The organism is Maribacter caenipelagi (assembly GCF_004364175.1).
GTDB classification, from domain to species: domain Bacteria; phylum Bacteroidota; class Bacteroidia; order Flavobacteriales; family Flavobacteriaceae; genus Maribacter; species Maribacter caenipelagi.
Genome location: NZ_SNZW01000017.1, coordinates 370,972 through 394,711 on the forward strand (window position 1 = coordinate 370,972; position 23,740 = coordinate 394,711).

General features: G+C 35.8%; 23 protein-coding genes. 7 read left to right on the forward strand and 16 right to left on the reverse strand.

What is annotated here, in order from left to right; all coding sequences use genetic code 11:
* Nucleotides 1–66 precede the first annotated feature (66 nt).
* Genes DFQ03_RS16030 through DFQ03_RS16050 form a run of 5 tightly spaced genes read left to right on the forward strand, consistent with a single transcriptional unit; the run spans nucleotide 67 to nucleotide 5,451 of the window.
* A complete protein-coding gene (locus tag DFQ03_RS16030) occupies nucleotides 67–1,455 on the forward strand; it encodes a nitrous oxide reductase accessory protein NosL (RefSeq protein WP_133674252.1) in 1,389 nt (462 codons plus the stop codon).
* A gap of 9 nt (nucleotides 1,456–1,464) precedes the next feature.
* Nucleotides 1,465–2,706 (forward strand): nitrous oxide reductase family maturation protein NosD, encoded by a 1,242-nt coding sequence (locus DFQ03_RS16035; RefSeq protein WP_133674253.1) that lies wholly within the window; start codon nucleotides 1,465–1,467, stop codon nucleotides 2,704–2,706.
* Nucleotides 2,703–3,413 (forward strand): ABC transporter ATP-binding protein, encoded by a 711-nt coding sequence (locus DFQ03_RS16040; protein ID WP_133674254.1) that lies wholly within the window; start codon nucleotides 2,703–2,705, stop codon nucleotides 3,411–3,413. The genes DFQ03_RS16035 and DFQ03_RS16040 overlap by 4 nt, the downstream gene beginning before the upstream one ends.
* The gene (locus DFQ03_RS16045; protein WP_133674255.1) at nucleotides 3,406–4,188 is read left to right on the forward strand and encodes an ABC transporter permease; all 783 of its coding nucleotides are present in this window, start codon (nucleotides 3,406–3,408) and stop codon (nucleotides 4,186–4,188) included. Before DFQ03_RS16040 ends, DFQ03_RS16045 begins: the two co-directional genes overlap by 8 nt.
* A 27-nt stretch (nucleotides 4,189–4,215) precedes the next feature.
* Nucleotides 4,216–5,451: a hypothetical protein gene (locus DFQ03_RS16050; RefSeq protein ID WP_133674256.1), complete on the forward strand. Its 1,236-nt coding sequence runs from the start codon at nucleotides 4,216–4,218 to the stop codon at nucleotides 5,449–5,451.
* 34 nt (nucleotides 5,452–5,485) lie between these two features.
* Here DFQ03_RS16050 and DFQ03_RS19150 read toward each other — a convergent pair whose 3' ends face one another.
* The 13 genes from DFQ03_RS19150 to DFQ03_RS16110 all read right to left on the reverse strand — a co-directional run bounded on the left by DFQ03_RS19150 (nucleotide 5,486) and on the right by DFQ03_RS16110 (nucleotide 16,088).
* Nucleotides 5,486–5,617: a hypothetical protein gene (locus tag DFQ03_RS19150; RefSeq protein ID WP_262711605.1), complete on the reverse strand. Its 132-nt coding sequence runs from the start codon at nucleotides 5,615–5,617 to the stop codon at nucleotides 5,486–5,488.
* A 261-nt stretch (nucleotides 5,618–5,878) separates the two neighbouring features.
* Nucleotides 5,879–6,790, reverse strand: coding sequence for a helix-turn-helix domain-containing protein (locus DFQ03_RS16055; protein WP_133674257.1), 912 nt, complete (start codon nucleotides 6,788–6,790; stop codon nucleotides 5,879–5,881).
* A 1-nt stretch (nucleotide 6,791) separates the two neighbouring features.
* Entirely contained in the window at nucleotides 6,792–7,229 is a 438-nt protein-coding gene (locus DFQ03_RS16060; RefSeq protein ID WP_317128191.1) for a hypothetical protein, read from the reverse strand.
* Between the two features lie 101 nt (nucleotides 7,230–7,330).
* Nucleotides 7,331–8,281, reverse strand: coding sequence for an SDR family oxidoreductase (locus tag DFQ03_RS16065; protein WP_133674258.1), 951 nt, complete (start codon nucleotides 8,279–8,281; stop codon nucleotides 7,331–7,333).
* A 188-nt stretch (nucleotides 8,282–8,469) separates the two neighbouring features.
* Nucleotides 8,470–8,805 carry a biotin/lipoyl-containing protein gene (locus DFQ03_RS16070; protein WP_133674259.1) on the reverse strand — a complete coding sequence of 112 codons (336 nt, stop codon included), beginning with the start codon at nucleotides 8,803–8,805 and terminating at the stop codon, nucleotides 8,470–8,472.
* Between the two features lie 234 nt (nucleotides 8,806–9,039).
* Nucleotides 9,040–9,948, reverse strand: a complete 909-nt coding sequence (locus DFQ03_RS16075) for a hypothetical protein (protein WP_133674260.1) — start codon at nucleotides 9,946–9,948, stop codon at nucleotides 9,040–9,042.
* Nucleotides 9,949–9,955: 7 nt separating this feature from the next.
* Nucleotides 9,956–10,651: a Piwi domain-containing protein gene (locus DFQ03_RS16080; protein ID WP_133674261.1), complete on the reverse strand. Its 696-nt coding sequence runs from the start codon at nucleotides 10,649–10,651 to the stop codon at nucleotides 9,956–9,958.
* The gene (locus tag DFQ03_RS16085) at nucleotides 10,645–11,961 is read right to left on the reverse strand and encodes an argonaute/piwi family protein (RefSeq protein ID WP_133674262.1); all 1,317 of its coding nucleotides are present in this window, start codon (nucleotides 11,959–11,961) and stop codon (nucleotides 10,645–10,647) included. The genes DFQ03_RS16080 and DFQ03_RS16085 overlap by 7 nt, the downstream gene beginning before the upstream one ends.
* Nucleotides 11,962–12,190: 229 nt before the next feature.
* On the reverse strand, nucleotides 12,191–12,880 hold the full coding sequence (locus DFQ03_RS16090) for a DUF4386 domain-containing protein (protein WP_133674263.1): 690 nt from the start codon (nucleotides 12,878–12,880) through the stop codon (nucleotides 12,191–12,193).
* A 100-nt stretch (nucleotides 12,881–12,980) separates the two neighbouring features.
* Nucleotides 12,981–13,337 carry a hypothetical protein gene (locus tag DFQ03_RS16095; RefSeq protein WP_133674264.1) on the reverse strand — a complete coding sequence of 119 codons (357 nt, stop codon included), beginning with the start codon at nucleotides 13,335–13,337 and terminating at the stop codon, nucleotides 12,981–12,983.
* Nucleotides 13,338–13,398: 61 nt separating this feature from the next.
* The gene (locus tag DFQ03_RS16100; RefSeq protein WP_133674265.1) at nucleotides 13,399–14,277 is read right to left on the reverse strand and encodes a PhzF family phenazine biosynthesis protein; all 879 of its coding nucleotides are present in this window, start codon (nucleotides 14,275–14,277) and stop codon (nucleotides 13,399–13,401) included.
* 54 nt (nucleotides 14,278–14,331) lie between these two features.
* On the reverse strand, nucleotides 14,332–14,868 hold the full coding sequence (locus DFQ03_RS16105) for a sigma-70 family RNA polymerase sigma factor (protein ID WP_133674266.1): 537 nt from the start codon (nucleotides 14,866–14,868) through the stop codon (nucleotides 14,332–14,334).
* Between the two features lie 14 nt (nucleotides 14,869–14,882).
* Nucleotides 14,883–16,088: a serine hydrolase domain-containing protein gene (locus tag DFQ03_RS16110; RefSeq protein ID WP_133674267.1), complete on the reverse strand. Its 1,206-nt coding sequence runs from the start codon at nucleotides 16,086–16,088 to the stop codon at nucleotides 14,883–14,885.
* A 204-nt stretch (nucleotides 16,089–16,292) separates the two neighbouring features.
* On the opposite strand from DFQ03_RS16110, the gene DFQ03_RS16115 reads away from it, so the two are divergent.
* On the forward strand, nucleotides 16,293–17,240 hold the full coding sequence (locus DFQ03_RS16115) for a M14 family metallopeptidase (protein ID WP_133674268.1): 948 nt from the start codon (nucleotides 16,293–16,295) through the stop codon (nucleotides 17,238–17,240).
* 97 nt (nucleotides 17,241–17,337) lie between these two features.
* Here DFQ03_RS16115 and DFQ03_RS16120 read toward each other — a convergent pair whose 3' ends face one another.
* Nucleotides 17,338–19,164: a tetratricopeptide repeat protein gene (locus DFQ03_RS16120; protein WP_166637485.1), complete on the reverse strand. Its 1,827-nt coding sequence runs from the start codon at nucleotides 19,162–19,164 to the stop codon at nucleotides 17,338–17,340.
* Nucleotides 19,165–19,541: 377 nt separating this feature from the next.
* Here DFQ03_RS16120 and DFQ03_RS16125 point away from each other — a divergent pair, with 377 nt between their 5' ends.
* Complete coding sequence (locus tag DFQ03_RS16125) at nucleotides 19,542–21,146, forward strand: thiol-activated cytolysin family protein (RefSeq protein ID WP_166637486.1); 1,605 nt, start codon at nucleotides 19,542–19,544, stop codon at nucleotides 21,144–21,146.
* A 352-nt stretch (nucleotides 21,147–21,498) separates the two neighbouring features.
* Here the strand turns inward: DFQ03_RS16125 and DFQ03_RS16130 are convergent, their stop codons facing one another.
* Both DFQ03_RS16130 and DFQ03_RS16135 read right to left on the reverse strand, forming a co-directional pair.
* The gene (locus DFQ03_RS16130; protein ID WP_133674271.1) at nucleotides 21,499–22,023 is read right to left on the reverse strand and encodes a YybH family protein; all 525 of its coding nucleotides are present in this window, start codon (nucleotides 22,021–22,023) and stop codon (nucleotides 21,499–21,501) included.
* A 163-nt stretch (nucleotides 22,024–22,186) separates the two neighbouring features.
* Nucleotides 22,187–23,557 (reverse strand): FAD-binding oxidoreductase, encoded by a 1,371-nt coding sequence (locus tag DFQ03_RS16135; RefSeq protein ID WP_133674272.1) that lies wholly within the window; start codon nucleotides 23,555–23,557, stop codon nucleotides 22,187–22,189.
* Nucleotides 23,558–23,740 lie beyond the last annotated feature (183 nt).

Sequence of the window (23,740 nt, forward strand, 5' to 3'; positions counted from 1 at the left end):
TCTCTTAACAAGGATATAGTTAAGGGTGTAATAGCTATTGGTTCACTCTAACCTAAAAAATTAAAAATGAGAAGTAAACATATTAACATTATAACCCTTGTACTGCTACTATGCAGCCAAATAACACTTTCTCAAACAAACTCCTGTGCTCATTGTAATATGATTATTAAAGATGATGCTTTCAAGGCTAAAATAGAAACTGAATCAGGGAACACCTTACATTTTGGTGCTATAGAATGTTTGGTAAATTACATTACCCCCAAAGATAAAAATACCTTTAGGTCGCTATATGTTACAGATTATGACCAGCAACAATATATCAATGCCAAATCTGCTTTTTATTTAAAGAGCGATGCCATAAAAAGTCCCATGGGTGCTAACCTTTCTGCATATAGCACTTTAGAAGCAGCTACGCTAAAACAAAAAGAAAAAGATGGTGAGGTATTTACTTGGTTACAATTAAGAGAACGCTTTGTTTCATCTGGTATGGGTGCCACGAACCATACCCATCATCATAGCGCCAATTCTTATGCACCTGTAGGTGTTATGGGAGATCATTTGCACCCTAAAGGAGGGCTAATGATATCATTACGCTATATGAACATGTATATGGAAGGTAATCGAGAAGGAAGCGATAAAATCTCTGACGATGCTATCTACGAAAACTATATGGTAGCTCCGCAAGAAATGACTATGCAAATGTTTATGCTAGGTGTTATGTACGCGCCGTCAGAAAAGCTAACTTTAATATTAATGCAAAATTATTTATCAAAAGATATGGATCTTACCATGCAAATGACCATGGATAACGGCATGCCTATGCGTACAGATTTTTCTACAGCTTCTTCTAGTATGGGCGACTTAAAAACTGGGTTTTTATACGGTCTCATTTCTCATGAAAAATTTTCATTACATTCCAATTTCACATTAAACATTCCGGTTGGCGACATTGAAAATAGAGACACCACTCCTATGATGGTAGATGCAAAATTACCTTACGCCATGCAATTAGGTTCAGGTACTTTTGACGTTACTTTAGGTGGTACCCTAAAAGGTAATATAAATGATTTTACATGGGGCGTTCAACCTCTTGCTACTATTAGAACTGGCGAAAACAGTGAAGATTACCGCTTTGGAAATCTTTACGAACTAAACAGTTGGTTAGGGTATGGATTCTCTAAAACCATCAGCACCTCTTTACGTATTAGCGGTAGCACAGAAGATGAAATACATAATGCAGATCCAGAACTGAATCCTATGATGGTTACTACGGCAGACACCAACAATTATGGTGGTGAAATTATAAGGGGTGCCTTAGGCGTAAATGTACTTTTACTAAAAAATAAGCTCGTTTTAAGTGCCGAAATAGTATCACCAATGTACCAAAATTATAACGGTATATTCATGAACGAAAAAACCACCATGAACGCGGCTATTAAATACACCATTCTGTAAATCTTTACCATGATGAAATTAGTGTCTTTATTCATTTTAATTCTATCCCTTTTTCAAGGGGTCTCACAAGAACCCAAAAGGGTTACCGTATGTGAAACCTGTGAATTAAAATCTATTTCAGAAGCTATTGAAATAGCTGCCGATCACGACACTATTGTGGTAAAAAAAGGAACATACAAAGAATTTAATATTCTAGTGGATAAACCCTTAACGATAATTGGAGAAAACTACCCAGTGATAGATGGGGAAGACAAAGGAGAAATTATTCGTATAGTGTCTGATAATGTAACTATAGACGGACTCTTCATTATCAATGTAGGTACAAGTTACACATCAGACTATGCCGCCATACGTGTTGTTAAAAGCGAACATTTTGTCATACAGAACGTGGTACTTGAAAAGTTGTTTTTTGGTATTTACCTAGAAAAATCTAATTACGGCAAAGTATACCATAACAAGATCATTGGTGATGCCGTTGACGAATACAATTCTGGTAACGGTATACAATTGTGGTATTCCAAACATGTAGAAGTAGAGAAGAATATTGTGCAACACGTACGCGACGGCATCTATCTAGAATTTTCAGATGATATTACCATTAAAGAAAATACCAGCACAGACAATCTTAGGTATGGGCTACACTTTATGTTCTCTAATAATGATGTATACCTAAATAACGTCTTTGAGAATAATGGTGCAGGTGTTGCCGTCATGTTTTCCAAACGCATAAAAATGATCGGTAATACCTTTAGAAAAAATTGGGGCACGGCCGCCTTCGGAATGCTATTAAAGGAAATTAACGATGCTGAAATTAGTGGTAATACCTTTGAAGAAAATACGATAGGTATTAATATTGAAGGATCTAATCGTATTGCATATAAAAACAATAATTTCATTAAAAATGGGTGGGCCATTAAAGTGCTAGGCGCTTGTTATACCAATACATTTAGTCAAAATAACTTTTTATACAATTCTTTTGATATATCCTACAACAGTAAATTAAACGATAACGTTTTTGACCAAAATTATTGGAGTGATTACACCGGTTATGATTTAGATAAAAACGGAATTGGAGACGTTCCTTACAGACCGGTAAAATTGTTTTCATATATCGTTAATAAAACGCCGGAGACCATTGTACTACTGCGTAGTTTGTTTATGGATATTATAGATTTCTCAGAGAAAGTATCGCCGGTATTTACACCAGATGATCTTTTAGATGCCAACCCATTAATGAAAAAAGTGCTATGATCAAAATAGAGAACCTTCATAAAAAATTTGGTAAGAACGTTGTTCTTTCCGGACTTGACCTTGAGATTAAAAATGGTGGAATATTTGCCATTCTAGGTCCCAATGGATCGGGTAAAACAACATTGATCAAAAGTATTTTAGGTATGGTAGTGCCCAATAGCGGTCAAATATACCTTAACGGCGCTACCATTAAAAACGGTTGGAAATACCGAAAACAAATAGATTACTTACCGCAGATCGCCAATTTTCCCGGTAATTTAAAAGTGAAAGAACTTATACGTATGATCAAAGATCTGCGACAAATGCCAAGCAATGAAGAGGAACTTATTACTCAATTTAAGTTAGAACCATTTTTAGACAAAAAACTCTCTACCCTTTCTGGGGGTACCAAACAAAAGGTAAATATTGTACTCTCTTTTATGTTTGAGAGTCCTTTACTAATATTAGATGAGCCTACAACAGGTCTTGATCCTGCTGCATTGATCAATTTAAAAAAACTGATTATGCAAGAAAAGGAAAAGGGAAAGACCATTTTGATCACTTCTCACATTATGCAGTTTGTTGCCGAAATAGCAGACGAAATTGTGTATTTACTTGAAGGTAAAATCTACTTTAAGGGTAGTATTGAAGAATTAATGACAAAGACCCAACAAACTGATCTTGAACATGCCATAGCGGCCATAGCAACAACACCAACCCATGTTTAAAATATTAAAATATAGTTTTTACGACCTCATTAGAAGCAGATGGAGCTACGTCTACTTTCTATTCTATCTCCTTTTAGGTTTTGTGTTACTGTTTTTGAACAATGATGTCTCTAAAGCGGTAATTACCCTCATGAACATCATTATTATTCTTGTACCGCTTATAGGTACCATATTTGGTGTCATGTATTTCTATAACTCTAAAGAATTTACAGAATTACTGTTAGCGCAACCCATAAAACGTTCTTCTATTTTCTTAGGGCAGTATTTAGGGGTAGCGGGATCACTGTCGTTAAGTTTAGTATTAGGCTTAGGTATACCCTTCGTGCTCTATGGTATCTTTAAAAGTGATGCCATATTCGATTTCTCCCTACTCTTGGTAACCGGCGCTTTTTTAACCATGATCTTTACTGCGCTATCGTTCAATATTTCTATATCTAACGAAAATAAAATTAAAGGCTTTGGGTATGCAGTGTTGCTATGGTTATTTATGGCGGTGATCTATGACGGTCTCTTTTTAATGTCATTGATCGTCTTTAAAGAATACCCGTTAGACAGCTTTTCTTTAGTGGCAACTATGTTCAACCCTATAGATTTATCACGCACGCTTATTCTTTTAAAATTGGATATCTCTGCTCTTTTAGGATACACCGGTGCGGTTTTCAAACAATTTTTTGGCACCAACACTGGTTTATTCGTGTCTTTGGGAACGCTCTTACTTTGGACAGTTTTACCTATTTGGCGATTAACAAGGATATCTAAGAAGAAAGATTTCTAAATTAGTGATAATAAAATGACCGAATAAATGCCAAATCTTAAGAAACATGCCCAATTGGCCTTGTTATATTTTATTATAGCAGCGTTGTTGGGTTGTGTGCTTCGGTTTTTTAGAGTGTTCAATATACCGATCACCTATAAATATATTGTTCATGCCCATTCTCATATTGCATTGTTGGGCTGGGTTTATTTAGCACTTACTACTTTACTTTATAAGCTTTACTTAAGTAAGGCTGAAATTGGCCAAAATTATAAACGTATATTCTGGTTTACACAGTTTACCTTAGTGGGTATGTTACTAACTTTTCCTTTTCAAGGGTATGCGTTATTTTCTATCATCTTCTCCACACTATTTTTATTCGCTAGTTATTGGTTCTCTTGGTTTTTTTATAAAAATCTACCTTCTAAATTTAAAAGTACAGCATCGGCAAAATGCGCAAAAGCCGCTTTGTTCTATTTGTTGATTTCTAGTATTGGTCCTTGGACATTAGGTGGTATTATGAATACTCTTGGTGCTGAATCTGTATGGTATCGAATTGCTATTTATTTTTACCTGCATTTTTTATATAACGGATGGATGATTATGACCTTGGTAGCCGTTTATCTTTTTATACTAGAAGAACATCGCATTGCTATTACTTCAAAAGCGTTTAAAAAGTTTTACCAGATGCTTAACCTAGGTATTGGCCTTTCCTTCTTTCTATCTACTTTATTCGCTAAACCTTCCATTTTCCTTTATATTTTAGGCGGATTGGGAGCTGCTTTTCAGCTTTGTGCATTTTATATCTTACTTAAAGCTTCCGGCAGTAAGTCTGTGATGATAGCACCTCTATTTTCTAAATTTCAAAATAAAACAATACAACTAACAGTGGTTTTATTGGGTATTAAAATGGTGATGCAATTTCTAAGCGCTATTCCTTATTTTGCTCAATTGGCCGTCACCTATTTAGATATGACCATAGGTTATTTACACCTTACATTTTTAGGCGTGGTCACTCTTTGTTTGTTTGTGTTCTTAGACTTTTTTGAATTACTACGTATAAAGAAGAGTTTTTTTCATTTGTATTTAGTGGGGTTTGCCCTTACCGAAATATTAATTTTTTACAAGGGGATAACCGCATGGGCAGCTACAACATTATTTTCTGCCTACTACCCTAGCCTTGCCGTGACCAGTCTACTTATTTTAATGGCTCTTATAGGTTTGTTAACTGTAAACTATTTTAGGGTAAGTTTAAGTAGCAAAAAGAAATTATCTAAAAACTGAGCTAATTCTTAATCATATCTTTTAAAGAAAATATTTAATAACTCACTCGATCACTTGGCAAGGTTTCTGAAACACCTTTATAGGTATAGTGAATATCTTTGGCTTCACCATTAAAATCTACTTGTCCGGTAGCTGATCGATCTTCTTCTCCATTAAAACCCTCCATAGTTATTTCATAAGCTACCTCTCCATTTAAGTATGAACCCCCAATTACTTCTTCAAAACCGAAAAGATCAATATTTTTTAAGATTATGCTATAGTTAACATCTATAAAATCTCCATCAAAATGCCAGAAACAAAAGCGGTTTCTTTAGAGGAATTGAGTAAAGAACTGGTGAAGGAGTAAGCTTATAAGGCTAAAATATAACAGCCCTTATTACCTGCGTAATAAGGGCTGTTTACAACCTAAATAAATACTAAAACCTGTTTAGTTCATTTTATACTTTTCTCTATACTCCGTTGGGCTAACACCTTCCTTCTTCTTGAACAACCTTGAGAAATAGTGCGGATATTCAAAACCCAGTTCATAAGCTACCTCAGCAATACTTTTATGAGGTTGCAGCAACATATTCTTGGCTTCGTCTATCAACAACAACTGTAAATGCTCGGTTGTGGTCTTACCGGTTTCCTTTTTTAAGGTATCACTAAGGTAGCGCTGAGAAACGGACATATTATTTGCTATTTCCTCAATACTGGGAATACCATTTTCCTGTAATTCACCGGATGCTACGTACTGCGACAGTTGCTCATTAAACTGCTCCAATAAACTCGTAGAAAGCTCCTTTCTATTAATGAACTGTCTTTCATAAAAACGATTCGCATATTTCAACAAGGTACTTAACTGCGAGATGATGATGTCTTTGCTGAATTCATCTTGATTGTTCTGATATTCTATTTCAATATTCTCTACAATGGATTCTAGCTGCTTTTCTTCTTTTGGCGAAAGATGCAGTGCCTCGTTCACCGAATACGAAAAGAAACCATATTTTTTGATCTGATGCGCCAAATCCGTTCCCTTTAAAAAGTCTTCGTGAAAATTGATCGAAAAACCTTTTTGTTCAAATACCACCGCTTTAATCCATTGCAATACCTGCCTAGGTGCTATAAAAAATAACGCTCCGTTATTAAAATCGTAATTGGTACGACCGTAGTTTAAATTGCCATCTACTATCTTTTTGAAGCTAATGGTATAGCAATCGTTGGTAATTGGAGGCGAACTTTCTTTTGGGCAAGGTAAAAATCCGTCGCCCGTGGCTGAGAACACACTCAACATGGGGTGTTCTGGACCAGGGAGTTCTAAATACTCCAAAAATGTCGATAAAGTTTTAAAGTGCTGCATATTACTTGTTCATTTCTTTTGCTGCCAACTGTAATTGTTTATTGTAACCGTCTATTTTGGCATGTGCGGTACCGTCAACCAACAAAATGGAGACCAACATCGCTATTGTTGTAATCATACTCGCTCTCCAAATAGGTGTGCTTACAAATAACAATACCAGCGCACAAACTATTATAATTATCGGAATTGCAGTAAAAACAACCGTATCATATTCCTTTAAGGTAGCCTCGGCACGTGCTAATTCACTGTCAACAAACGCGACGGCATCTGCATGGTACGCATTTTCAAATTGCGTAATCCTTGCTTTGTTTGTGAAAAACAAACCCAGACCAATGATTAGAAGTATGCAACCTGCTACTAATGTTGGTATAATGTAGGCTCTTGCCATTTCTGTCTTTCCTAGTTGCCAAAACCCAATACTCGCCACTAAAAATGCCATACCGAAGAGCATGAAAAACGGAGTAGAAAAAAGTTAGGCCTTTGCCCAATCTGTTGCCGCTTTTATTATATCCATGTCTCTTATTTTGGTCATTTACTAATTTACAAATTCCAAGTTACTCCTGTTTCCTTTTCCGAAAGCTTCCACAGTTTTTCCATAACGGGTTTGTCCTTGGCGTGAGGTTCTAATTTGCACTCCCCAACCGGTCCTGTCCAATAGTTTTTACCTGTTGGTCCGTAGAAACCTGATTGGTCCAAATCTGGCTCGGTGGCACACATGACCTCTGGGTATGCCCCTTTCTCTGCAGATTGTACCATGGGCGTTAATTTCATAATCTGCCAAATAAATCTTGTCAACAAGCTACCGCTGGTCTTGATCAATGATGTTGAAGAGGCACCCGGGTGGCATGCGTATGACTTCACACCTGTTTTACCCGCCGCCTTAAGTCTATCTTGCAATTCATAAACGGTCATGATCTGCGCCAATTTACTTTGGCTATAAACTCCGTTTGGGCTATAGTTCTTGTCCCAGTTCATATCATCGAACTGTATGGTCTTTATTCCTAAATTATACCCCATACTGCCAACGGTTACAATACGCCCTTTAGATTCCTCTATGCGCGGGTATAGCAATGCCTGCAATAAGAAATTACCGTAGTGGTTTACACCAAGCTGACTTTCAAAACCGTCTTCGGTAAAGGTTTGCTTGGGAACTTGGGCAATGGCGGCATTACATAACAATGCATCTATTTGCGGTACGGTTCTTAGCACCTCATCTGCGGCTTTTTTTACGGAAGCCAAAGATGCCAAGTCCATTTCTATATTAATCACCGGTATGGCACTACCCAATTCTTCTTGTAAGGTTGCTATGGTATCTGCTGCCTTTTTTGGGTTACGGTTCAACATCACCACTTTTGCGCCTTTAGACAGCAGTATTCTTGCAGCCTCAAAACCTGTACCACTGGTAGTACCCGTAATTAAGAATGTTTTGCCTTTAAGGCTTTTTATTCTAGCGGGTGTCCACCCTTGTTTACCAAATTGTGTTGTACTCATTATATCTTATTTTTTAAATGTCTTAAAGAATAGGACAAAGGTAAAATGAGACATGGCGTTTTGCCTTACACGCATTTTCGAATGTTGTGTACTTTTTGGTGGGAAAGTTTAATAGTGGGATAGTGGGATAGTGGGATAGTGGGATAGTGGGATAGTGGGATAGTGGGATAGTGGGATAGTGAATACTACTAAATACCTTCTAATTTCCATAGCTCATCTCCAGGAATCAAATCTTTTTTATGTTCACAAGTCCAGATTACTTTACCATTAAAGAAACTTTCACAATCCATGGTAACGCCTTCGTTCCCAATTTCACATAATACATCACCAGGTTTTACCTTATCACCAACTTTTACATACCACTTTTCTAAAACCAAAGGCATCTGATTTCCCAAATCTGGAGTTGTACATACACTTACTTCTCCTATTTTAAGCTCTGGAATGACAACATTATTAGATTTTGGAGCTTCTCTCTCCATTTCTTCCCTAGTCTTAAAATGAGGATTAGCTTTAAAATCCTCCATATATTAGGCGCTTTTCTTATTATACTCAAAAAGCTTAGCTAAATATGCTTCTATTATTTTTATCAAATTAGAACCTTAAAAGTGTAAACTATGTGACTTTAACTTTGTAAAGGATGTTGCTTTAACGTACTAAATAATGGCTAACGGTTTAGTATAAGAAGCGTAGCCTGCCGATAGGCGGCTATGATTTCTTATACAGTGTTAGCACACGTACTTCTTTTTTTTTGACTTTATTCATTTAAGTTTTTCTATTTCTTCAATTTGTTCTAAATCAATACCATATTTCTTGTTAATTTTTCGCTTTCTCTTTTCAATGTAATTAGTAATAATAGAAAATTTGTCCTCAATCTTATGAAATAAGAAAAAGTAAAGAACTAATAAGAAAGTTAATATTGGAAAAAGATAGTTAGTGATAGTTGTTAAAATACCAAAATCATATTGAGACCAATATGTTGGAATAAGATAAGTTATAACACCTCCAAGAATAAATAGTATAAGAAATGCCCAAATAAAAAACTGCCTTTTAATCTTTAATTCAATTCTGTAATTATATTTCTTTATTGTAGATGTAAGTAATTGCATATTCATCTTTGTATTTGGCACTGGATGAAAATCAATTAACTTTTCGTAGCATTTTTCTATTACAAAGATTTCAATAATTTCATCAGCCTCTTGTATCGCTTCAATAAATTGTTTTGTAAAAGACCTATCGTTTTTTATGTAAATATGGTTAATCAAATTGTCAATTTTACTCTCTGTGGCTGTTTGTTTTGATAGGTCTACTTTTGGGGTAGCAATAGATAGCACCAAAGCTTCTTTAAGACCTCTGGTTTCTAGAAATGAACTAATATTAGACTGCTCAAATTCTTCATCTGCTAAAGTCATTATTGTAAGTTCCAATAAATTCTTACTGTAATGAAATTGAAAAGAATTATCCGAATTCTGCTCTTTTTGAATTAATGATTCAATTGTATTTCGAGTATTATTTAAAAGAACTAATCCAATTTTTTCAATGTTATTTAAATTTGGATTGCTACTTGTTAAATTTAATTGATGACCTCCCAAAAGAGCATAGAGAATCTGTTCCAACATGGAAGATTTTTCCATCAAAATTTTTTTCTTTTCAGTTATTTCTTGAAGCAATATCATTTTAAATAAACCAAAGTTGATTTTTCACAATTTCTAAATTTGTTTTGTCCCAACCCTCAATAACCATTAATTCACTGGAAAGCTTTGACATTAGTTGAGGGTATTTAATTGTTACAGGCACATTGGCTGGTTTAAATGTTCTGTGACTTAAATGAGAAAAGTAAAGTATCTGCTTTGCAATGGCATACAAATCCTTATACATTGACTCTTCATTATCGTAAACCGAACGTTTGTCAACTCGCAATAATATTGGAGTTTTAGAGCTTTGTCCCAGGTGAAGTAAAGCTTGTCTCGATGCTATTTCAACAAAGGTGCCTCTCGCTATTCCATTTTCATTATTTGTACTGAATAATCTATAATTATGCTGATAACTTAAATGAACAATAGCATATTGAATATTATAATCTTTAAACTGCATTAAACTTGCCTCAATGGCTTTAATTTCATATTTCTTACTTGCAGGTTTTGATAAATGGAAAATCAACCTGAATTTTTCATTTTTCTCTATTCCTTTTAATTTTATTTGACTTTCAATAGTATTGATTAAGTGTTCTTTTAACTGATTACTATAGTTTTGGAAATTGCTTATCTGACTGGATGAACCAAGTAAATAAGCCCCTTTGTAATCAAAAACATTTGTAAACCCAATAATTCTTTCTTTGTTGAAATTTATTGTTGTTCCAATACCTATTACGATTTCCTCTCTCTCTCTTTTTCGACCTTTTCAATTGTCCAAGCAGTACCACCCAATTTTGAATAAATATTTAAAGCTATTGCATTTAAAACAAGGTCATCTGCAAAACGAATCTTTCTAATTACTTCAATTGTTAACTGTTGAGTAGGGATTTTACGACCTAATAATTTGGCCTTTAAAACAAAATAGGGTGAACTTTTAATAGGTAGTTTCTTATCAGATTGGGAAAGAATTGTAATGGCAAGATTATATTTTCCTTCGTCTGTTTTGTTTACCAGATCTTTCACAAAGTCAAGTGATACATCTCTTTCAAATTTGATTAAATCAATTTCTATGTTATTAGCGTGAAAATTGCTACTTAAATTATCCTGTAAGTGCTTTATAAAACTACCTGTTGAACCTTCATTTCGTGCAGGTGTAAATACTGCAATTTTGAATTTGTTGCCTTGAAAATTATTGAAAGAATATGGCTTAAGCTCTTTCAACTGCTTATTGTAATATCCACTTCCTGTTCTGTTATTCAAAAAGTAATAATTTGGCTTACTGATTAAAACATCTTTAAAATAAAGATTAGGCAAGTTTGAAAAAAAGAAATCTTTAATTTTTAAGTCATCTGGGAAGAATATTTCAGATGAATATTGCTGAAACGCTTTGAGTAAGCGACTAAATTCCTTAGATTCTTGCTGTAAACTGTATGCCTGAGAAATCTTACTTTGATATTCATCAGCCTGATTTGTAGCATCTAAAAAGCGTTTTCTGTTCTTTGGCGAAAATATTAATTCGTCTTTATCGCTTTTATCCCAATTTCTTGTGTCAATATTATTGATTTTAAATTCTGAATCTGAATAAGTAAAAACAGGCTTGTATGTTTTACGAATTGATAATGAAATCACTTGGGTATCTTGTTGAGTAGAATACAGTGGATTTATCTGAAATTCCAATTGTGGATTTAACGATAATCCATTGAACAAAATTTTGTTGTCTTTTGAAAGATTTACATTCCAAATGGACGAATATTTCCTTCGATAAATATCTTGACTTTTGAACTTAAAGAAGTGAACAATTCCTTGCTCCAATATTTCTTTAAAAACCAAAGTTTGTTCCTTTTTGGAGATTACAACATTATTGAATTCTTGGGGTAGTTGAATTTGTGTTAGATTATGATTCCAAGCAAATATTTCATTATCGAGCTTGTAAAAAGAATAATCAGGGTAATCATCTCTATAACTACTTAGCTTATCAGTATAAACAGTTGTGAAAATTTTCACTACCTCTTTGTTGGTTTGTATTTCTGCAATATTTAATGCTGGCATTCTTTTATTTCTCTTTATATTTGGATGGCATACTATCTTTTTTCTATATGTGCTAACAGCAGTATATAGCAACAAGTTACTTTATACTTAAATATTTTATTAAATAGTAACATTCTAAAACGGCAGGGGGAAGTAATGTTTTAGAACCGACTAGAAAGGTAGTATTTTTCTTCAATGTAGCATTACGGGTTACCGTAAAAGAGAAAAGATTAATTAAGCTTTAGTCTATTCAGCCAGCTACACTAAAGTCAGTTTCTAGCCATTTTGTATTCAAACCTTTTACCAATAACCACAGCGGTAAAATCAGTTGAATTAAACCCATAGGCAACAACATATTCATACTAATACCTTCGCCTAAAATGGAAGTAAGTATTTCAATAAACATCAGTATTACAGCTAGCATACCAAAGCCCGAAAGTATTTTAGGTATCAGTTTTGTTCTATAAAACGCGAAATATAACACAAATACCGAGAAGCATGAAGTCAATAAACTTAGGTAATGTGACCACCAATGTTTTTGAGAATATATTGGTGCCATTGTCTCTAGCATACTCGTATTTACCTCAACGTTAGTCACATATTCTTTGCTCAGTTCTAGCATAGCCAAAACACTGGTATTATCGATACTTATGGCGACAAAATCTAGAATACTAAACCCCAAATACAACACTGCCAAAGTGCTACTGTATTTTTTAAAAACAGGAAATAATAGTGCTGAAATTATAATAGAGAAAAGACCACTTAAGCTACCTAGCAAAACCGAGGTAATCAGTTTATTGGCATTGGGTGCTGCAGTGGTCAAAAAATCGTCTGAAAATAAAATGGGACCTTGTAAAAATTGATATACCAGAATACCCATTACAAAAATGAATAAAAATAATAGCCCTATAACCCTACCCAATTTGGTCGATGATTTCATGATGGTGATTTTTGATTGATTGACTATTAGACGTTTACTCCCTATGATCGTTACAAAAATCGACAAGAAATAGTGTTACTTCGAGAATTCTCCATTTAAGCTACTCAAAACTACATTTTGAGTTTTCTGATATCCACAGAATGCTATTTGCCGTAAATTCTGATCTTAATTCTGCTGTAAAACCTATAAAATCACCCTCACAATTATAAGTAGAAGAAACATAATTGACTACTGGATTGCAATACACGTTATAAAAAACATCATTGCCCAAATACTTGGCTGTTTTTATATACTCGTAATCATCAGTCACTGTATTTACCCACTCATTAAGCCAAGAAAGTTCTTCTAAAGGGTTCTCTACTTTACATGTGGAAGTATCATCATCATTACTACAAGAACTAAAAACTACCAAAGAGATTACACCATAAACGACCCAATTACACACCCTTTTTTTCATTCTTTTACATATATAGTTGTACAGTAAAGATGCGCTTAACATAATTGGTTGCTTTTTCTGCTTAAATCTTAACTTCCAATTCACGGGCCAATACTCCTTTTCCGCCTGCCATGAGTCTGGCAATTTTTTCATTTTCCACTTGTAATTGCACCGTAATAGCACTTGGTGATGGCGGTAACATGTATTTGCCTTGCTGTATTTGAAAGGTGGTTTTCTTGAGCTGTAAAACATCATACAAATAACTGGCCAACGGCCCAGCTGCCATGCCCGTACCGGCTTCTTCTAAAATACCATAGCGCGGGGCAAACATTCTAGCCGTGGCATCGATATCTGCCATGGTATCTGTTGTAAATACATAGTAGCCTATTAAATTAAAATAATCGCTTAGCTGTTCTATAGCATCAAAATTTGGTGACAATCCTGCTAAGATCTTGCTATTTTTTACGGGAATCATCAGAAAAGAATTCCCCGTATTGACCACTTGTAACGGTGCGTTTGGCAGTAAATCAGCTTTTGTTAACCCTAAAGACGTTAGAATAGCGGTCTCTTTTTCGGTAACATCTTTATACGTGGGTGCCAATTGCTCCATAAATGCCAAAGCGCCCTGTATTTCTATTTTTCTGTTTCCATCTATGGTTTCTTTTGATGATGTGTTGCCCTTTAATTTTCCCAACTGTTTTAAGTACGAGAATGCGGCTATGGTAGCATGCCCACAATGGGCTATCTGCTTGGTAGGTGTATAGAAATCGAGCTTGAAATCCGCAGTATTGGATCTAGAAATAAAAGCGGTTTCAGAGAGTCCCACTTTTTTGGCAATCTGCAACTTGTCTTCATGCGAAAGTGCATCTGCATCTAAAACTACACCTGCCGGATTACCGCCATTATCATTTTCTGTAAAGGCATTTAGTATTTGTACGGTTACTTTTTTTAATTCGTCCATCGTAATTTTTTTAGATTATATCAGATAGACGGCAAACTTAAAAAAAAGACGTAGCTATTCTTCATTAATTTCAAAATCGAGCAATTTTCCTGTTCGGTCAGCTATTACATTGGGGCAAGAAAGCAGCTGTACCTTTAATATTTCCCTAGCTTTTTGTACCCTGGATTTTGTGCCCGAATACGAGATGTTTAAATGCTTGGCCAGCTCTTTTTGTGAGTATTCTTGAAAGGTGGTCAATATAATGGCTTCTTTATGCTGCGCTGATAACTCGCCTATTTTCTGATTGATGCAATTGGTGAGCTTGGCATAATCAAAATCATCTGACTGTTCTTCTGCAAGCTCTATACGATCTATACTCGAAGTGGTTTTACCCTGTTTTCTAAAATGATCTATAATTGTATTTCTAGTAATTTGATATACCCAAGATGTTAATTTAGAGGTGTGTTGCAATTGATGGATCTTCGTCTGTATTTTCAAGAATACCTCTTGGTGAATGTCTTTTGAGACTTGTTCATCTTTGATCTTGCCCAAAATGAAATGATACAATTCTTCATTGAGGTCTAGCCAAATGGTATTGATTTCATTTTTCATGCTGTACTATTTACCTATAATTGATCTTCATGTGCCATCAGCGCCCTCCAAATAGCAATAAAGTCTTGAACGCTTTCTTTGTCTAAATCTGTATTGACCAATAACAGCTTACCGGTCTTTGTCTTTTCATTGAAGAACATATGGGTGACTACACTAGGGTCTCCGCCTGTATGCCCAATTTGCCCTTTTGATGACATGCCCATAAATACCCCCATATTGTATTCGTCATTATACTCCTTATCGCTTCGGTCTTTATGGTTCTCGTCTGTTAACTGCGGTGTAAATAGCTCTTTATAGCTTTCTGCGGATAACATTGTTCCGTTACCGGTATAACCTTTTATAATTTCAGATAGGTATTTTGCCAAATCGTGCGCAGAGGTGATCAAGCCACCATCGGGATAATTTATTAATGTATAAAAGGCAAGTTCGGTATCGGCATCGGCGTATAATTTTGAATGTTTTGAAAAGTCTATGGTATCAAAAGACCATCCGGAACCATTCATAACCAAAGGATCAAAAAAATGTTTCTTGGTAAACTCCGGAAACGATTCTCCCGTTGCTTGCTCTAGCACATATGCCGCCAAACCAGCACCTATATTAGAATAATTGAACATACCGCCAGGTGGGTATTTAGAAAAGGTTTTCTTTTTGTACCATTGCCCATCGGTACTTAAAATAGCTTTTAAATAATCGCCATGGGGCATCATTTTACTAGGGTCACGAAAATTGGCGTTGACCTTAGCCGCTCCGTTTTCGGCATCTTTTAATATATACCCTTTACCCTCATATTCTGCAGGATCCTTAATACCCGAAGTATGGCTTGCCAACTGACGAATGGTTATAGGCGTATTCTTAAATTTAGGATGCACCACTTTAAAAGGCAGATAGTCATTGATAGGATCATCTAAGGTTAGCTTACCCAATTCTTGCGCTTTTAACAAAGCCACACCAATGAAAGTTTTAGATATCGATGCTATATTCTGTAGGGTGTTTTCTGTATACTTTTTATTTGCTTTTTTGTTGGCAAAGCCAAATCCGTTTTCATACAGCGTGCCATCTGCATTGACTATGGCCACCGAAAAACCAACTAAGTTTCCGTTAGCTGAAATTTGCTGTAATTCACTGGTGAGTTTTTTGGAAATGGAATCGTTGGTTTGCGCATGTGTTATGCCCACAAACAATATCGCCAGTATAAATTGACCGATTTTTTTTAAGATCATGATTGTAATTGATTGATGAATAATTAGTTGCAAGTTAGGTATTTAGTGGTAATAAGTACGAGGTACAAAATGTTAAGTAAAAAGTATCAAGTACAAAGTTCGATGTATGGGTTCTTACGTTTTTCTGTTAGTATTTATCCTCTGTAAATAGCTTTACTAGCTACTGGGTTTTTAATACCTTGGTCTATCCAAAAATATCTTATCATGTGCAGGTCTCTTTTTACCCTTTTTATATTTTTCTCGATTTCTTCTGGGATTGCCCAAAACAGTTTTCAAGACGTATTTTCTAATACTACAAGACCATTAAAAGAAAACATTCGTATTACATTTCAAGATGCTAGAAACAATAAAACCTATTTGCCTATTTCTGTACTAAGAGGAAAGAACGAAGGACCTGTATTTACCATTGTTGCCGGTGTGCACGGGTTTGAATACCCGCCAATTGTTGGTGCACAAGAGCTGTTAAGCGAAATTGATGTCGATAAATTGAACGGTACCGTGATTATTATTCCTATTGCAAATACCAGTTCCTTTTTTTCGCGTACCTCTATTGTAAATCCGCAAGACCAAGTAAATTTAAATGGTGCCTTCCCCGGAAAATCTACAGGTAGCGTTACCCAAAAAATAGCAGATTTTATTACTACGACCATAATACCTGTAAGCGATGTTTTTATCGATATACATGGTGGTGGCGTCAATGAAGATTTGATTCCGTTTGCGCTTTTCTACGATAACCCTAATTACCCAGAACAAACAAAAAAGGCCAGGGAACTGACTGAGAACAGCGGATTTGAATATATAGTGTCATATCCGTTCTCTTTAAGGGACGATGAACCAGCAAAATATGTCTTTAAACAAGCCTCGCAAGATGGTAAAATAGCCTTGAGCTTTGAAAGTGGCAAATTGGGCAATGTACAGGAAGATGCGGTAAGGTTAATAAAAAATGGAGTCTATAATATTCTTGAAGATATGGATATGTATGATTACGGAACCGGACCACATGCCAACCTTATTCAGCTCAACAACCAAACCTATTTAAGCGCTACCGAAGCGGGACTTTTTTACAGCGACCTTAACGCGGGAAATACCGTTAAAGAAGGGGATGTTGTAGGTTACATCACCAATGAATTTGGTGAAAAACTTAAGGAGTAAAAAGCACATACATCGGGTATTATATTGTACAAAATCTCTACCCCGCCCGTTAATATTGATGATACTATAATGTGAATTAGTAAGCGCTTGTAAGTGATTAAAGCGCATTCAAAAATTGGTTTAGATCGGTTTCTTTATCTAGCCCAAGTTTCTTTTTTAGGCGGTATTTAGATTTTAAAATACTATCTGGTAGTACGTTCAAAGTGGCTGCAATTTCTTTTGTGGTCAGGTTCATACGTAAGAATGCCGCCAAACGAATTTCTTTTTCCGAAACATCGGGAGACAAGGTCTTCAGTTTCTGGTCAAAGTCGTTATGCACTTCAGAGAAATAAGTCTTGAATACTTCCCAATCCTTGTCCGACGCATTTTCTTTCTTTAAGAGCATCACAATACGCCTAAATTCCATTTTGAACTTCTCAGGGGAGCTTTTGATGCGTTGTAGGTTTTCCATAAGTTCTTGGATAAACGTGTTCTTTTGAACTAGATGCAAGGTCTGGCTAGTGAGTTCTTTTTTCTTGTATGCAATCTCCTGTTTATAGATTTCCTCTTGTTTTTGACGGGCAATTCGGTTTTTCTTCATTCTTTGCTTAAACCCAAAGTATAATAAGCCGGAAACAGCAAGAAAAGTGAACATACCCCCAGCATAGAGCCCTTTGGTAAGTTTATCTACTTTGGCTTTTTCGTTCAGTGTGTTTATTTCTTCCTCTTGCAGGGCTAGGGCAGCCTCCTTTTTTTTGGTTTCGTATATGATTTTTAGTTCTTCAAGTTTTTGTGTACGTTCCTTATTAAAAATAGAATCGTTTAACGTTTTATACGTTTTGTAATCTTTTAAGGCACCTGAAAGGTCACCTAAATTGCTATAAACAGCACTTCTTTTTAGGTAGGCATCCCTTAAAATCGATAGATTGCCGCTACTATCCGCATAATTGAGTGCCTCTGATATAATAGCAAGTGCATTTTGTGATTTACCATCGGAATTAAGAACTTCTGCAAATTCCAATTTCGAAATCGCCACTCTACGTTCCGAACCTATTTCCTTTGCAATGTTTATGCTTTCCCTCAGTAATTTAAGACTTTCGGTGGTCTTGTTCTGAACAAAATATAGAGCCCCCAGTTCACTCAATGAAGTAGCATGCGTGGACGGAATATTTGCCTGTTTGGCCTTTTCAATACTTAATTTAAAATTATCTTCCGCTTCCTTCAAATTCCCCAAAGCTTTATAGGCTTTCCCTAGGTCTGCAAGTGCTACTGCCTGATAATAGGTATCGTCTTGATTGATATAAATCTCCAATGCCTCTTTGTTATAGGCAATGGCTTTCTTTAAATTTCCAATATTGAATTCTATTGCGGCCAAATGGGTTTTGGCGTCCGCGATTCTGACATCTTTGTTTATTGGTGTGCTCACGACAGGCAAAATCTTAAGGCTCTTCAATACATTTTCAAGGGCAATGGTGTAATGCCCCCTATTTTCATTTATTCTTCCTTTAAAATCCAAGGAATAGGCGATTCCGACCGAATCCTTGTTTCTCTCATTATATGCGAGGTTCTTGTCATTTATTTCATCCGCCTTATCTAAGTTTCCCAGCTCAAATTCCAATAGTGCAAGCCCATGATAGGCTTGTGAAACAAAGATTTGGTTATTGTAGATTTTAGCAAACTTCAAGGCTTGGGTATATCTATAACGGGCTGAATCGACCTTGTTGACATTATTATATAGAATCCCTAATTGATAATTGGCCATTGATTGTCCGCCACTAAATTGGATCTCATTGGATAGGGTAAGTTGCTCAAAGGCATATTTCTTAGCTAATTCAGGGTTTCTATACATGTAGTAATTAATGATCTTATTATTGGTTATCACCTTGTTCGTATCCAACTTTTGTGATTTATAGACCACTAATAAACTATCAATATCAAAATTCAATTGGGATGATGCTTTGCAATAAAAAAAGAGAGCTAAAACAATTAACAGGTTCTTATTAGAGGACATATGCAATAATGATTGGTTTTTACCAAGATAATTAAATTATCGCTTGCCCAAACACTGGATATAGTTGGTCGAAAAGCCCTTGTCCATAAAAAGTCCATACTTTCTTGGAGATCATAGCTATAAATAAAATATGTAAAGCGTTGAATATAAAGGGTTTTTGAATGTTTTCATCTTTTATGTTTTTTGTGCTGTCCATGGTGTACTTCATCGAAATCCAAGTTGCTTGTCCATACTTTGTCCATGGACAAAATTAGGGATGGGATCATTTCTGCTCTAGGTTTGGAATGTTGAATCTTAAAAATCAAACTATTATGAAAACAAATCAATCACCATTAAAAAGTATTTTAAAGTTAGCACCACTAGTTCTCTTATTTTCTATTTGCGCTTGTAGTAAAGATGAAGTAAGCCCTGATGATTCTAATGCACAACAATTTTCCAACAATGATGCCGATGACTTTAATGCAGCCGTCGCAGCTTTGGGTTCTTTTAACCAACCTGAGAATATCGTTGAGACCACCTCCACCAACCCAGAACGGGAAGGAACAACGGAATTTGAATGTTTTACCCAAACTTTCAAAGGGGCACCAGGCTTTAGTGAATTATTCACGTTGGATCCTACTACCGATGTTATATATCCAGGGGCAATGTTAAAAGGGGAAAGCATAACTACTGGCGAATATGCGCGAATTGATAAAGATCGTGCGCCAATTACCATGTCAATTTCGTTAAACAATGTAAAAGGAAAGACTAGTGTAACTGTTAATAATCCAAAAAACATTAGTGAGGTTAGAGCAGGTGTTAATAAATTGCTCAGCCTCGAAGTTACCGGAGCAACTCCTGCGCAACTGCAGTTTGATAAGTCTCAAGTTTATTCTGAACAGCAATTATCTATAGCACTGGGAGCGAACTATCGGGATAAAACAAAAGATATTTCCGGTAGTTTTGATTTTAATACCACTACAGTTAAGAAAAAATATGTGCTGAAATTCATTCAGAAATATTTTACTATAGACTTGGACTCCCCAGGTGAAGTTCCAAGCGATCTTTTTACTGATCTACCTAGTATTGAAAATTTGGGCTCCATAAGCCCTGTCTATGTTTCAACTGTAACATACGGTCGTATGGTATTGTATACCGTGGAGTCTGAATATAGTATAACGGAAGTAGAAACAGCCTTTAATGCGGCTATAGAAGCGGGTAAAAAAGGAGGAACTTTTGAGCTTGATGTTGACTCTAAAAATATTCTAGAAGAATCTAACATTAAAGCATTAATTATTGGAGGGGATGGGGCAAGTGCTGCCCAAACTATTGGCGGAAATAGTCTTGAAAAAATTTATGATTATATTGCAGCTGGCGGCAACTATTCCCCAGAAGAATCTCCCGGTTCCCCTTTATCCTATAAATTAAGTTATGTAAAAGAAGGTTTTCCTGCAGCAAATGTAGTTCTTGCAACGGAATATCAATCACGAAATTGTGATGTTGCCTATCCAGAATATCTGGCGACCATTGTTAACATTACGGGCACACAATCTACCGATACAGAGGTTAATGGTAAGCTAAGGGTGAAAATGTGGGTAGGAGGGGAACGCCTTGACATTAATGAGAACGGCATAGATGATGGTAAAACTTGGAGTGTTGATACTGATAATTTTGTTGATGTACAAAACAATAAAACACATACAATTAATGAATCATACACCTTTAGGCCATACAGACCAAATATGGCAACGGATTATGTTGAATGTTCAGGAGAATTATATGATTATAATGGTATTTTTGGTAATGAAAGTTTGGGTAATGCCGGAGGAATAAACCCTGTCGTTCTGGATAGTTTAAAACTCAACGTTCCTGATACTACATATATAAATTTTAAAAAGGGAATTACAGCACAGTTTATTATTATAAGAAAAAAATAAATTTAATTTTCAGTCGGCACCTTAAGTTGTGATTCAACAACTTGGTGTCGGCTATTGTTAATAATTAACCAGTTAGGTAACCCTAAAACTGCCATTGCTCAGATAGGTCAGGTTATTTTCGAAAATGGCCTTCAACCTAGAATATAATGTATGAAAATAGGCAAGGGAAGATAGTAACAACTCCTTATAGTTATTTACAAATAATTGATAAACAGCAAATTAAATCAAAAACTACCAAGCGAAATACGGTTCTAGAGCCATTAATATTATTTGGTTTTATTTGATACCAAATGAAACCATTCCTAATATTGGCCATGGTGGTCTATCCAAAGAACGTAAGTGCCAAAATGAATCAGCTATTTGCTTCTGCCTCGTTTAAAGGAGAATGATGCTCGTGAACTAATTTCCAACCATTCTCTGTTTTTACAAATAATAGCGTAAGTTGGTCATTAACGATCACAAGGTCTTCTCCAAATTTAAAATGAAAATCAGAATGAAAGGTTACATTTGCAACATCGCCATAAACTGCAATCTTTAAGTCATTTGAATCGAATTTTACCACTTCGGTTACAGAGCTAAAAATATTTCGTTCGTATGTTTCATTTGCTTCACCATCATTGCGTAGTTTTCCATTTTTGAATTCTGTAAACTTTGGACTGTAGGCGTGTAGAGAAATAAGCCCATCAATATCTCCTTCTTTAATACTTTGAACAATTGCCTCATAGGTTTCCATTACTTCCTGTTTTGCTTCAGGAAATTCATCATTAATCAAATCAATTTTCACTTCTACAGTTTCCTCTTTTTTTTCCTCTTGTTTGCATCCTGTAATTAAAATTCCAAATAATAATATCCATAATATTGTTTTGTTTGTTTTCATAATTTCAATGTCTTAAAAGATTTATATTCTATTTTGATGGGAATTTTTAGGCATAGCGCTCCTGTAGCAAAAGAGATTATAATTTTTCAAAATCTACTTACAGAAGTAAGGTCACTAAAATTGAGGGAGAAAAAATGGAGCTATGGAACAGGGTAAGAACCCATTACTCCGGTTTGATATTTTGGTTCATATGAAAGAAGTTATCGGGGTCGTATTTTTTCTTTATTTTACGAAGTCTATCAAAATTCACTCCATAACTTTCTTTAACCCGGGCTTGATCATCTTGCATCATAAAATTGACATACCCACCGCCAAGAGCATAGGGCTTCATTGCTTCATTATAATCTCGACTCCATTTGGTAATTTTATCGGCTTCTGCGGGGTCAGGAGAAACCCCCACGATTACTTGTGCCCACCGTGCGCCACGATTTGCCCAAGCGGTATCCTCCTGTGCTGTTTCATGAACTTTTCCATCAATGGGATAAAGGTGCATGGTAGAAAACATCGTCGGCAATTGGGATCCGTGTTTTATATGCTCTTGAATACACTCGTCTGTCAACTCATCGAAATAGTTACCTTTCCAATACCATTGATATCCTGGTGGATATAATTCATCGAACATACCATTTAGGGCGGGCATAGGAAGCTCGGTTACAAAGTCCAAAATAGGTGGTCCGAAAGCACGGATGGGATCGAAGACCTCTGCTGCTTTTTCCATATCACCAGTGTAACACCACACTATGCCGCAGACTTTTTTCATGTGTAAATGTTCCGGAAAAGGCTCTGCGGGCGGTACGGTTAAAAAAGCAAAAAATCCGTAGAGGTCGTTAGTAGCGTTCTTGGTAATTTTATCATAGAACTTCATGACTTCTTCTGCCTGTTCCAATGGCCAGAACATAGGTCCTGCATATACATTTTTAATGGGCAACAAGTTAAAAGTAAACGATGTAACCACACCGAAATTTCCGCCACCACCACGCAGTGCCCAAAAAAGATCAGGATGTGAGGTGGCGTTGGCTGTTACCAACTCACCTGAAGCTAGGACTACTTCAGCCTCTAAAAGATTATCAATGGCAAGGCCTCCTTTACGGCTCAAGTAGCCCAAACCTCCGCCAAGAGTGAGTCCTGCTACGCCTGTGGTGCCATTTATACCTACAGGCAATGCCAGACCGTGCTCGTGAGTGGCCTTATCCAAATCGTGTAGCGTATTCCCAGGTTCTACGAGCGCTGTTTTTTCGCTTGGATTTATTTTTATTGATTTCATTTCGGAGAGGTCAATAACCAAACCATCGTTTACTAAGGAAAGTCCTGCCCCATTGTGACCTCCGCTGCGAACAGAAACCTCCAAGTTGTTCTCCCGCGCAATTTTGACCATCTGTACTACATCTTCTTTATCCTTGCATTTAAGAATGATTGCTGGTCGCTTGTCTATCATTGCATTATAAATAGCTCTGGCTTTGTCATAGCCATGGTCTTGAGGAAGGATTACCTGCCCCTGGGTGTTGTTCCTCAACGCTTCAATCAATTTTTCCATAATGTTTTATTTTTAGTGCCTTAGTTGTATCTATTTTCATGGGAACTATAAAATGGCTAAAGTGAAATTGAAGGGGGAAGTGTGTTTCTCAATTATTTCACAGTGTAAAACTAAAGGTATATTGAAACTCAAGTTGTAAGTTTTGTTCCAAAAGCTGAAACAATTTAGACATGGAGGATGTAA

Bases quoted from the DNA above. Each gene is read 5' to 3' on its own strand.
- DFQ03_RS16060 (WP_317128191.1), bottom strand. From the start codon at position 7,229: ATGGCATTTTTAGTGGCGAGTATTGGGTTTTGGCAACTAGGAAAGACA.
- DFQ03_RS19150 (WP_262711605.1), bottom strand. From the start codon at position 5,617: ATGGAGGGTTTTAATGGAGAAGAAGATCGATCAGCTACCGGACAAGTA.
- DFQ03_RS16085 (WP_133674262.1), bottom strand. From the start codon at position 11,961: ATGCCAGCATTAAATATTGCAGAAATACAAACCAACAAAGAGGTAGTG.
- DFQ03_RS16040 (WP_133674254.1), top strand. From the start codon at position 2,703: ATGATCAAAATAGAGAACCTTCATAAAAAATTTGGTAAGAACGTTGTT.
- DFQ03_RS16095 (WP_133674264.1), bottom strand. From the start codon at position 13,337: ATGAAAAAAAGGGTGTGTAATTGGGTCGTTTATGGTGTAATCTCTTTG.
- DFQ03_RS16105 (WP_133674266.1), bottom strand. From the start codon at position 14,868: ATGAAAAATGAAATCAATACCATTTGGCTAGACCTCAATGAAGAATTG.
- DFQ03_RS16045 (WP_133674255.1), top strand. From the start codon at position 3,406: ATGTTTAAAATATTAAAATATAGTTTTTACGACCTCATTAGAAGCAGA.
- DFQ03_RS16030 (WP_133674252.1), top strand. From the start codon at position 67: ATGAGAAGTAAACATATTAACATTATAACCCTTGTACTGCTACTATGC.
- DFQ03_RS16130 (WP_133674271.1), bottom strand. From the start codon at position 22,023: ATGAAAACAAACAAAACAATATTATGGATATTATTATTTGGAATTTTA.
- DFQ03_RS16125 (WP_166637486.1), top strand. From the start codon at position 19,542: ATGAAAACAAATCAATCACCATTAAAAAGTATTTTAAAGTTAGCACCA.
- DFQ03_RS16090 (WP_133674263.1), bottom strand. From the start codon at position 12,880: ATGAAATCATCGACCAAATTGGGTAGGGTTATAGGGCTATTATTTTTA.
- DFQ03_RS16055 (WP_133674257.1), bottom strand. From the start codon at position 6,790: ATGCAGCACTTTAAAACTTTATCGACATTTTTGGAGTATTTAGAACTC.
- DFQ03_RS16115 (WP_133674268.1), top strand. From the start codon at position 16,293: ATGTGCAGGTCTCTTTTTACCCTTTTTATATTTTTCTCGATTTCTTCT.
- DFQ03_RS16050 (WP_133674256.1), top strand. From the start codon at position 4,216: ATGCCAAATCTTAAGAAACATGCCCAATTGGCCTTGTTATATTTTATT.
- DFQ03_RS16110 (WP_133674267.1), bottom strand. From the start codon at position 16,088: ATGATCTTAAAAAAAATCGGTCAATTTATACTGGCGATATTGTTTGTG.
- DFQ03_RS16100 (WP_133674265.1), bottom strand. From the start codon at position 14,277: ATGGACGAATTAAAAAAAGTAACCGTACAAATACTAAATGCCTTTACA.
- DFQ03_RS16035 (WP_133674253.1), top strand. From the start codon at position 1,465: ATGATGAAATTAGTGTCTTTATTCATTTTAATTCTATCCCTTTTTCAA.
- DFQ03_RS16135 (WP_133674272.1), bottom strand. From the start codon at position 23,557: ATGGAAAAATTGATTGAAGCGTTGAGGAACAACACCCAGGGGCAGGTA.
- DFQ03_RS16070 (WP_133674259.1), bottom strand. From the start codon at position 8,805: ATGGAGGATTTTAAAGCTAATCCTCATTTTAAGACTAGGGAAGAAATG.
- DFQ03_RS16065 (WP_133674258.1), bottom strand. From the start codon at position 8,281: ATGAGTACAACACAATTTGGTAAACAAGGGTGGACACCCGCTAGAATA.